The 10,000-nt window shown below is 60.9% G+C and carries 10 protein-coding genes and 1 pseudogene; 6 read left to right on the top strand and 5 right to left on the bottom strand.

Features of this window, described 5'->3' with window-relative positions; genetic code table 11:
• From LDL37_RS09030 to LDL37_RS09040, 3 genes are all read left to right on the top strand, one after another.
• Positions 1-355 (top strand): tetratricopeptide repeat protein (locus tag LDL37_RS09030; protein WP_290797004.1); only part of this gene is annotated, 355 nt, incomplete at its 5' end.
• 11 nt (positions 356-366) lie between these two features.
• Positions 367-603 carry a Trm112 family protein gene (locus LDL37_RS09035; protein WP_290797006.1) on the top strand — a complete coding sequence of 79 codons (237 nt, stop codon included), beginning with the start codon at positions 367-369 and terminating at the stop codon, positions 601-603.
• 415 nt (positions 604-1,018) lie between these two features.
• A complete protein-coding gene (locus LDL37_RS09040; RefSeq protein ID WP_290797009.1) occupies positions 1,019-1,927 on the top strand; it encodes a hydrogen peroxide-inducible genes activator in 909 nt (302 codons plus the stop codon).
• Here LDL37_RS09040 and LDL37_RS09045 read toward each other — a convergent pair.
• Positions 1,924-3,171: a UbiH/UbiF/VisC/COQ6 family ubiquinone biosynthesis hydroxylase gene (locus LDL37_RS09045; protein WP_290797012.1), complete on the bottom strand. Its 1,248-nt coding sequence runs from the start codon at positions 3,169-3,171 to the stop codon at positions 1,924-1,926. The genes LDL37_RS09040 and LDL37_RS09045 overlap by 4 nt on opposite strands.
• 104 nt (positions 3,172-3,275) lie before the next feature.
• Here LDL37_RS09045 and LDL37_RS09050 point away from each other — a divergent pair, with 104 nt between their 5' ends.
• Positions 3,276-4,694, top strand: coding sequence for a serine hydrolase domain-containing protein (locus LDL37_RS09050; RefSeq protein WP_290797015.1), 1,419 nt, complete (start codon positions 3,276-3,278; stop codon positions 4,692-4,694).
• Positions 4,695-4,706: 12 nt separating this feature from the next.
• Here LDL37_RS09050 and LDL37_RS09055 read toward each other — a convergent pair whose 3' ends face one another.
• Positions 4,707-5,171 (bottom strand): FKBP-type peptidyl-prolyl cis-trans isomerase, encoded by a 465-nt coding sequence (locus tag LDL37_RS09055; RefSeq protein ID WP_290797018.1) that lies wholly within the window; start codon positions 5,169-5,171, stop codon positions 4,707-4,709.
• Between the two features lie 49 nt (positions 5,172-5,220).
• Positions 5,221-6,423, bottom strand: a complete 1,203-nt coding sequence (locus LDL37_RS09060) for a threonine ammonia-lyase (protein WP_290797021.1) — start codon at positions 6,421-6,423, stop codon at positions 5,221-5,223.
• Positions 6,424-6,665: 242 nt separating this feature from the next.
• On the opposite strand from LDL37_RS09060, the gene LDL37_RS09065 reads away from it, so the two are divergent.
• Positions 6,666-8,705, top strand: coding sequence for an NAD(+) synthase (locus LDL37_RS09065; RefSeq protein WP_290797023.1), 2,040 nt, complete (start codon positions 6,666-6,668; stop codon positions 8,703-8,705).
• Here the strand turns inward: LDL37_RS09065 and LDL37_RS09070 are convergent.
• A complete protein-coding gene (locus tag LDL37_RS09070) occupies positions 8,702-9,322 on the bottom strand; it encodes a carbonic anhydrase (protein ID WP_126422363.1) in 621 nt (206 codons plus the stop codon). The two genes, LDL37_RS09065 and LDL37_RS09070, sit on opposite strands and share 4 nt — an antisense overlap.
• Before the next feature lie 72 nt (positions 9,323-9,394).
• Positions 9,395-9,598, bottom strand: a complete 204-nt coding sequence (locus LDL37_RS09075; protein WP_126422365.1) for a hypothetical protein — start codon at positions 9,596-9,598, stop codon at positions 9,395-9,397.
• 100 nt (positions 9,599-9,698) lie between these two features.
• Here LDL37_RS09075 and LDL37_RS09080 point away from each other — a divergent pair.
• Positions 9,699-10,000, top strand: a pseudogene (locus tag LDL37_RS09080) (hypothetical protein); the annotation flags it as partial.

The raw sequence follows: 10,000 nt of genomic DNA on the forward strand, positions 1-10,000 counted from the left end.
GGCCAAAGCCGTTCTCGATCAGGCCCCGGCGGATGCCAAGGATGCCGATATTCAAGGGCTGCGGGCGGCGCTCGAACTGGCTGACGGTGCGCCGACGGAACTGGACGCCTTGCGCGCGCGTCTGGCCGCCGACCCCGCTGATCACGCGGCGCGCTACGATCTGGCGCGCGGTCTGGCGGGACAGGGCGAACTGCCCGCGGCGATTGATGAGCTTCTGTTTATCATCAAGGCCGAACCGGAGTGGGAAAATCAGAAGCCGCGCGAGTACCTGTTCAAGATTTTCGCGGCTGCGGGGCAGATGTCCGACATCACCAAGGCCGGGCGTCGCAAGCTGTCGTCGCTGCTGTTCAGCTAAGAGGGAAGCGCATGTCTGAAATTGAAATCGAAACCCCGGCCAGCGACTCGCCTGTTCCCGACACCTCGGAAATCGACCCGCGCTTGCTCGAAGCGCTGGTCTGTCCGGTGACGCGGCGTCCTCTGACCTATGATAAGGTCGCGCAGGAACTGCTGTCGCCAACCGCTGGGCTGGCCTTCCCGATCCGTTCCGGTGTGCCGATTATGCTGGTCGATCAGGCCCGGCGTTTTGAACCGCAGAAGGCTTGATTTCAGGCTTAACTTTCTGTTTTTTTATAGGAAAGCTTTGCGATCCAGACATGTCTGTCTCTGTCAATGGGCGCGCCAGAAGCGGCTCCGTTGGCGTTTCGGCATAATCCAGCAGGGACTGTGATTGCTGCTCGAAGCGGTCTGTCATCGACGCCTCCTTTCAATCTAGAGCGGAATGATTTCAAATGGAATCATTCCGCTCAAGCCGCCATTGAGGCGGCGGCCAAGGTGGCGCAAGCCACCGCCCGGCGAGGGGCTAAACAAAAATCTAGATCATTATGTTTCTGCCAGAAATCATAATGATCTAGCCGACCCTGACACCCGTGAGCTAAGTTTTCACTATGCCATTAGCCTGTTCGCATAAGGCCGATGTCGGAAATTTGCGATTTAAATAAAAATTGCTTATATAGTCGGTATGTTACCGACCCTGCGCCAGCTCCAGTACCTTAAGCTGCTTAATGAGCACAAAAGTTTCGTCGCCGCCGCCGAAGCCGCCTTTGTGTCGCAACCGGCCCTGTCTTCCGGCATTGCCGAGCTAGAAAAAGCGCTGGGGGTGCGCCTGATCGACCGCTCGCGCGGGCAGGTCATCATGACCGCCATCGGTGAAGATGTGCTGCGTCGGGCCGAGGACATACTGGCGCGTACTGAAGATCTGGTGGAGGCCGCCAAGGGGGCCAACCGGCCGCTGGCCGGGCGGTTCCGTCTGGGGGTCATTCCGACCATTGCGCCGTTTTTGTTGCCGCAGGCCCTTTTAAAGCTGCGGCAGGAGTTTCCGCAGTTGCGGCTGTTCCTGCGCGAAGATCAGACCTCCCGCCTGATCGCCTCGCTGAAAAGCGGCAGTCTCGATGCGGCGGTCATCGCCCTGCCGTATGATTTGAGTGGGCTCGACCACGCCTTTATCTGCAAGGACGAGATACTGGCGGTCATGCCGAAGGACCATCCCCTGTCGCAGCAAACCGAGGTCGAGCCTGAGGCGCTGAAATCGGCCGAGCTGATCCTGCTCGAAGACGGGCACTGCCTGCGCGATCACGCCCTGGCCGCCTGCCAATGGAATGCGCCGGGCGCGAGTGACGTCAATCAGGCGCTCAATGGCGGTTTTGCGGCCACCTCGCTCAATACGCTGGTACAGATGGTCGATGCCGGACTGGGCGTCTCGCTTCTGCCCGAAATGGCGGTGGAGTCCGGACTGGTCGAACGCTCGTCTGTGGCCATCCGCCATCTGCGTTCCGACCACGCCTATCGCGATATTGTGGTGATCTGGCGTGCCGGGTCATCGCGTTCAGCCGAGGCACGTCTTCTGGCTGGTGTGATCGGGAAGACCTAAACCAATTCCCCGCGCAGTAGCTTCGGTAGGTCGCCGGTCGCGCCACCAGCATCTTCCATAAAGAAGCGTCGCGCCGGGGCGATATTGGTGACGATACCCATGCCCAGATCACGCAGCGGCCGCACCAGCGGATTGTTGTTCGAGAACAGGTGCACGAAGGCGTCCATGATCATCGAGGTCGAGACGTTTTCAAAGCGCCGCCATTGCGCATAGCGTTCCAGCACCAATTCCGAACCCAAGTCTTCGCCCAGCCGCGCCGCTTCAATCACGACCTCGGCAAAGGCGGCGGCGTCCTTGAGGCCCAGATTGAGCCCCTGACCGGCAATGGGGTGGATGCCGTGCGCCGCATCGCCCAGAAGCGCGATACGCCCGCGATACATGTGCTCGGCCAGCGCCATCGACAGCGGGTAGATGAATTTCGGGCCGGTCAGTTCGACCTCACCCAGAAAATCACCGAAGCGCTGCATCAGGTGGGCGTGGAACAGTTCGGGCCGTACCTCCAATAGCGCCTTGGCCTTGGCATGGCTTTCCGACCAGACGAGGCAGGCGCGATTATCGGTCAGCGGCAGTATGGCGAAGGGGCCTGACGACAGGAAATACTCGTAGGCCACGTGGTTATGCGGGTATTGCATCTTCACCGTCGCCACAACGGCGCTTTGGCCATAGTCGCGGCGGATGGTGCGGATGCCCGCATGTTCGCGCAGGCCTGATTTACGCCCTTCGGCCGCCACGGCGACGGGGGCGGACAGGGTTTCACCCGTGCTGAGCGTCAGGTGGATGCGGGTGGCGGTTTCCTCGATCGCCGTAACGTTGGCGGGGCAGATCACGCGGATACCGGCCTTTTGCACGGCCTCATACAAGACCGCCCGGATGTGGCGGTTTTCCAGCATATAGCCCAGAGGTTCGTTGCCCGAACGATCGGAGATTTCTCCGGCATTGAAATGCAGGAAGAAGGGCGACGGTCGCTGCGTCGAAGCCCCCGGCAGGTGGGCGTCGGTGACCATGATCTCGTCCATACGGCAGGCCAGGGGTTCAAGCGCGTCACCGACGCCCAGGGCCTGCCATTGGCGGAAACAGGAATAGGCGATGGCCGAAGCCCTACCGTCAAAGCTCGGTTCTACCTGCTCGGACAGGGGTTGCCGCTCGACCAGTACCGGTTTCAGGCCGCCTTTGGCCAGAGCCAGAGCCGCGGTCATACCGGCCATACCGGCCCCAACGATGATAAGATCAGCCTGCGTGTTCATGGTCTCAGTCTAGCCTTTGTCAAAGAGGGCTGCATTACAATTATTTCAGTAGCGACCCCATGCCGCAATTCTTTATGGTTGGTACGCACAGGGGAGGATTTCCGATGATGACACGCCGGCAGATGCAATCGCTGATGACCGCTTTTGGCCTGATGGCCGGGACGCGCGCTCTGGCAGCCGACAGCCCGTTCCATGGACGCTGGACAGGCGTATTGGCGGCAGGGGCGGTACGCCTGACCCTGCGGCTGGAAATCGATGCCAAGGGGGCGACCCTGTTCAGTGTCGATCAGGGCAATGCGCGCATCCCGGCTTCCCGCGTCGCCATTGAGGGCGAGCGGATCAAGCTGGCCTTTGCCGCGATCAAGGCGACCTTCGAAGGGGCGCTGACGGATGAGCGCCATATCGACGGCACCTTTACGCAGGGCGCCCCCCTGCCGCTGCGCTTCACGCGCGGCGAGGTGGCCGAAGCGACACCAGAGCCCGTCTATCCGCCGCTGACGCGCGAGTTGCTGAACGACAAGCGGCTGGCGGCCTATACGCCCGGCATGGCGGCCGCGTGGTCACGTGGCACGCAAAGCGAAATCTTCGCCGCCGGTGCGCGCTCCAGCGAGGACGAGATCGCCGTGCAGATGGAAGACCAATGGCATTGGGGCTCAATCACCAAGTCGATGACGGCGACCCTGTGCGCGCGTCTGGTCGATGCCGGTATGATCAAATGGACGACAAGGGTGGGCGACGTGCTGGATGAGCGCGGCAGCCCCGTTCCAGCGGCCTATCGTGAGGCCACCCTGCTGCATCTGCTGAGCCACCGTGCAGGGCTTCAGCCCAATCTCGACGGCATCAACATGGTCTTTTATAGCCGTGATCCGCTGCCTGACCCGCGCGCGGAGCGGCGCAAATGGGCGCTGGCGGCCTTGAAGCAAAAGCCGGTTGGCCCGGTGGGCGCGCAAAATGTCTATGCCAATAATGGCTATATCATCGCGGGGGCGATGCTGGAGCAACTGAGCGGCAAAAGCTGGGAAACTCTTATCCAGACAGAGCTGTTCACGCCTCTGGGCCTCACCAACGCCGGGTTCGGCGCTCCGGGGCGTCCGGGTCAGATGGATCAGCCTCTGGGCCACGCCGTCAATGGCCATAAGCGCAAACCCATGCCGGTCGGGCCGGGCCTGCCCACTGACAATCCTGTAGCGCTTGGGCCGGCGGGACGAGTGCATATGTCGATGGCGGACATGCTGCTCTATCTGCGTGCCCACCGGGATCGTCCGGTGAGCCTGCTTAAGCCTGAAAGCTGGGACGCGCTGCACACACCGCACTTTGGCGACAATTACGCGCTGGGTTGGGTGGTGCGGCCGGATGGCAGCCTGTGGCACAACGGATCAAACACGATGTGGTACGGCGAGGTGCTGGTCGATGCGAAGACAGGCACGGTCGCTGCGGCCTGCGCCAATGACGCCGCGCCGGACACCATGACCGCCGTAGGCTCGGTCCTGATGTCGGCGCGCGCGGCGGCGAAGCCAGTTTAAGGTTGGCAATCTTTAAGGCTGAATACCTATCAGTTGAATCTTGAAGACCAGCACGCTGTTGGGCGGGATAGGGCCGGCCCCGGTTTCGCCGTAAGCGAGTTGGGCAGGAACATAGAGTTCCCAGGTTTCGCCCGTCTTCATCTGAGGTACGGCGATCTTCCACGCTTCGACCAGACCATCGAGCGGCATGGCCGCCGGTACACCCCGGTCATAGCTGGAATCAAACACGGTGCCGTCGATCAGGCGGCCTTCATAATGAATTTTCACCGTGTCGCGCACGGTGGGCTTGGGCGCATTGGGATCGGTCGCGGGGGTAATGACCTTATACAGCAGCCCCTTGGGCAGCCTCTGCACGCCAGGTTCCTTGGCCTTTTCCGCCAGGAAGGTTTCGCCCGCCTTGATATTGGCCTCTGCCGCCGCTTCGGCGGCCGGGTCGCTGCGGTTACAGGCCGTAAGCGCGACGGCTGACACCAGCATCAAAGAAAGACAGACCGGTCTTATCCAGTTCGAAACCATTACGTATCCTTTATTCCATTCTCAGCGCATAGCCTGTGGCGCGCAGGCCATCGGCGATCTCATGGGCGTGGCGGGCGTCCTGCGTTTCCACCAGTATGTCGAACTCAGCCCCCTTGGCGGGCACGTCGAGCACCAGACGATTGTGCGCCACATCGACGATGTTACCGCCCTTGCGCGAAATCACATCCGCCATCAGCGACAACATGCCCGGCCGATCGTCGCCCAGAATACGATAGGTGACCAGTCGCTTTTCACGCACCAGCTCGCGTTGCAGCACCGAGGCCAGCAGGCGCATGTCGATATTGCCGCCGCACAGGATCAGGCCGACCTTTTGCCCCTCGAACTTTTCCGGATAGCGCATGACCGCGGCCAGTCCCGCGGCACCGGCCCCTTCGGCCACGGTCTTTTCGACATTGACGAAGGCGGCGATGGCGCGCTCAAAATCGGCCTCATCAATCACCAGAACATCATCGACCAGCGGATTGGCGACGGCGAAGCTCAGTTCGCCCACATCGCGCACAGCAATGCCTTCGGCGATGGTCGAACCGCCCGTCGGCATGTTCAGGCCGCGCCGCCTGGCCGCGAAGGAGGGGTACATGGCCGCTTCGACGCCGATGATCTTGATCCAGGGTTTCAGCGCCTTGGCCGCCGTCGCCATACCGGCAATCAGCCCGCCGCCGCCGATGGGCACCAGCAACACGTCGAGGTCCGGCACGGCCTCCAGCATTTCGATGGCCAGCGTCCCCTGTCCGGCCATCACCTCGTAATCGTTGAACGGGTGCACATAGACGGCGCTGGCGTCGCGGCACAGGGTCTGTGCATGGGCTGAGGCGTCGTCATAGGTCGCGCCTTCGATGACCACGCGCGCCCCGTAGCCTTGAGTCTTCTGAACTTTCACAAAGGGGGTGCCGTGCGGCATGACGATGGTGGCGGGGATACCGAGCCGCTGAGCGTGATAGGCAATGCCCTGAGCGTGATTGCCGGCCGAGGCCGCATAGACGCCGCGCGCACGTTCCTCCGCGCTGAGCGTCGCCAGCTTGTTGAGCGCGCCGCGCTCCTTGAAGGCCGAGGTATATTGCTGGTTCTCGTACTTGATCCACAACTGGCTGCGCGTCAGCGCGCTCAGCTTTTGCGAAAAGGCGCAGGGGGTTTCGACGATGTGACCCTTTAACCGGCTGGCGGCGGCTTGGATCGTTTCCAGATTGAGGCTCATAACGGACACACACGATGACAGGTGTGTTCCCATATCAGACCCATCCCCCGGAACCCAAGTCAAAAAGGAACCAAAGGGTCGGTGAATGTCATAATAAATTTCATATGAAACTATTATCTCAATTTTGAAGATCGTCGATGTCGCATCCTATCAGATTTCTGCCTATTCACTGAAATGAGGTGTGTCGATTTTTCCGAAATGCGCCTATATCGGCACATAGGCGTTCGTCACGTGAGGCAGAAATGGCAAATTCCGGCAAAAACTTTTATTCGCCCGCTTCGCATGGCTTTGTGCGGATCGCCTGTGTGACGCCCGATGTGCACATTGCCGACCCCAGGGCGAACCTGTCCGAGCACGTGCAACTGGCGCACAAGGCCGATGAAGCCGGGGCGGATGTCGTCCTGTTTCCCGAATTGAGCCTGACCGGCTACACGCTTGAGGACCTCTTCCTGCAACAGACGCTTCAGGCGGGGGCGAAGGTGGCTCTGGAGGCCCTGATTGTCGCCTCGCAAGACTGGCGCGCCGTTGTCGTCTGTGGGGTACCGCTGTGGATCGAAGGCGCGCTGTATAATTGCGCGGCGGTGATTCAGGGAGGCGCTCTGCTGGGGCTGGTGCCCAAGACCTTTCTGCCCAACTATCGCGAGTTCTATGAGAAGCGCTGGTTCGCCAGCGGTCACGCGCTGAATACCCGACTCGAAATCGGCGGTGTGACGGTGCCGGTGACCAGCCATCAGGTGTTTCAGGCGCGCGGTGATGCGGGCTTTACGCTGGGTGTCGAAATCTGCGAGGACATGTGGTCGCCGGATACGCCTTCGACGCGGTTGGCGTTGGCCGGGGCGACCGTGATCGTCAATCTGTCAGCCTCGCCCGTGACGGTGGGTAAGTCGCGGGTGCGCAAGCGTATTTGCGAGGCGACATCTGAGCGCCTGATGTGCGCCTATGCCTTCAGCGCGTCCGGGCCGGGGGAATCGACGACCGACCTCGCCTGGGATGGTCAGTCGCTGGTTTATGAGTTGGGGACGCTGCTGGCCGAAGGGGAGCGCTTCGCCAGCGATACCCTGACACTCGCCGATGTCGATGTGGAGCGCATTGCACAGGAGCGCCTGCGCACGGCGACCTTCGCCGATGCGCGCCGGTTCAGCGCGACGGAAACGGTACAAACCTGTCTGTTCGATCATAAGCCGCATAGCCTGACCGATTTTTATCGCACGGTAGACCGCTTTCCTTACGTGCCCAATGATCGCGACCGTCTGGACGAAGACTGCTTTGAGGCCTTTAATATACAGGTGCACGGCCTGATGCGTAGAATTGAGAGCACGCAGTCCGAAAGCGTCGTCATTGGCGTGTCTGGCGGGCTCGATTCCACCCATGCCCTGATCGTGGCGTGCAAGGCCTTTGACCGTCTGGGGCGGCCGCGCTCGCAGATCCGTGGCTACACCATGCCGGGCTTCGGCACGACCTCAGGCTCGAAATCCGACGCTCATAAGCTGATGCGCGCCTTAGGCGTCACGGCGGGAGAAATCGACATTCGACCGGCCTCTAAACGCATGCTGATGGATATTGGCCACCCCTATGGTCAGGGTGAGCTTGTCTATGATGTGGTGTTTGAGAACGTGCAGGCCGGCTTGCGTACCGACTTTCTATTTCGGCTGGCCGGTCAGCATCGCGGGTTTGTCGTCGGCACAGGGGACTTATCCGAGCTGGCGCTCGGCTGGTGCACCTATGGTGTGGGCGACCATATGAGCCACTACAATGTCAATTGTGGCGCGCCTAAGACCCTGATTCAGCACCTGATCCGCTGGGCGGCGCGCACCGAGTTCGATGCCAGGGCCGCGCGTGTGCTGCGCTCGGTGCTGGAGCGGGAGATTTCGCCGGAACTGGTGCCGGTACAGAACGGTCAGGCTCAGCGTACCGAAGACAAGGTCGGCCCCTATCCGCTACAGGACTTCACCCTCTACTATCTGACGCGCTATGGCCTGAAGCCCTCCAAGATCGCCTTCCTCCAGTATCAGGCGTGGAAGGAGGCTACCGCCGGCGACTGGCCACCCGACTATCCGCAAGCCGACCGCCGTGCCTATGGCATCACGGAGATACGCAAGTGGATGGAGGTCTTCCTGTTCCGCTTCTTCACGATTTCGCAGTTCAAGCGTTCGGCCGTGCCCAATGGCCCGAAACTGATCTCCGGCGGGGCGCTCAGCCCCCGCGGTGACTGGCGCGCCCCCTCGGATTCGACAGCCACCCTGTGGCTGGAGGAGTTGAGGGCGAACGTGCCGGACGCTTAAATCCCGAACAGGCGCTCGCGTTCGGCCAGATTGCGCACCGAGATATTCATATCGGTGACCAGACCATTGGCAATGGAATAGACCCAGCCGTGGATGGACAAGGGCTGGCCTTCGCGCCAGGCGTGAAGGATGATCGGGTTGGTGGCCACATTGCGCACCTGAGCGATCACGTTCAGCTCACACAGACGATCGACGCGCGATTCCTGATTATCGCAGGCCTCCAGTTCGTGTCGATGCTCGTGCGCGACGTCGCGGATCGGGGATAACCAGTGGTCGATCAGGCCGTGATCGGTGGACTCAATCGCCGCCCGCACCCCGCCGCAGCCATAATGGCCGACGACCAGTACGTGTTTGATTTTCAGGACATTGACCGCGTATTGCAGGACGCTCAGATAGTTGGCGTCCTGTTGCGGGGCCAGATTGGCGACATTGCGGTGAACGAACAGTTCGCCCGGATCGAGATCGACGATTTCATTGGCCGGTACGCGCGAGTCGGAACAGCCGATCCACAGATATTCGGGATGCTGCTGACGCACCAGACGCGAGAAGAAGTCCGGATCGACGCGGGTTTTTTCGCGCGACCAGCGGCGGTTATTCTCGATCAGGTTCTCAACCATGCCAGCCTCTTTCATATGATTTTGGGCGGCTTAAACGGCAGTTGTGCCGTTGGGTCAATACTTTTTATTTTTTCAGCCCTGGCCGACAAATGGGGCAACGAACAGCCAGATGGCTTTCAGGCCGGCATCCAGCTTCTGACCCGCCCCGGCAAAGGAACCGGTGTAGAAATAAAGGATCAGGACCAGAGCCCCCATCAGGCCCAGAACGGTCTCCAACGCGGCAATCAGCCATTTCAGCGGCTCAATACGTGTCGTTGCCTTATAGGTGTCCTGCATGTCACGCCTCCCCGCCCGAATGGTTAATACCATTAATCAGGGAAAGGAAACTGACAAGCCCTTTTGTGGCGGCTATGGTCGTGCCAACGCAGAGGCAGACATGACGAAAAGCGCATCTTTACGACTGGCCGTGGGGCGGTTTCATCCGCTGACAGATGATCATGTGCGGGCGCTTGAAGACTGGCGCGATGATGGCAATCTGATCGTCGTTGTCGTTGGCGCCTATATGCCGCGTTCCAGCCGCTATCCGTTTACGGCGGAAGAACAGGTGGCCATGTTGCAATCAGTGGGGTTTGAAGCCGTGGCCATCGAAGACGCGCTGTTGCCGGCAGAGCGGGTGGCGCACCTGTCGGCCATTGCCCAAAACGCACCTCTCCTGTCTTTCGATGCGGGTTACGGCGA

This window comes from Asticcacaulis sp. (assembly GCF_020217185.1).
Taxonomy (GTDB): domain Bacteria; phylum Pseudomonadota; class Alphaproteobacteria; order Caulobacterales; family Caulobacteraceae; genus Asticcacaulis.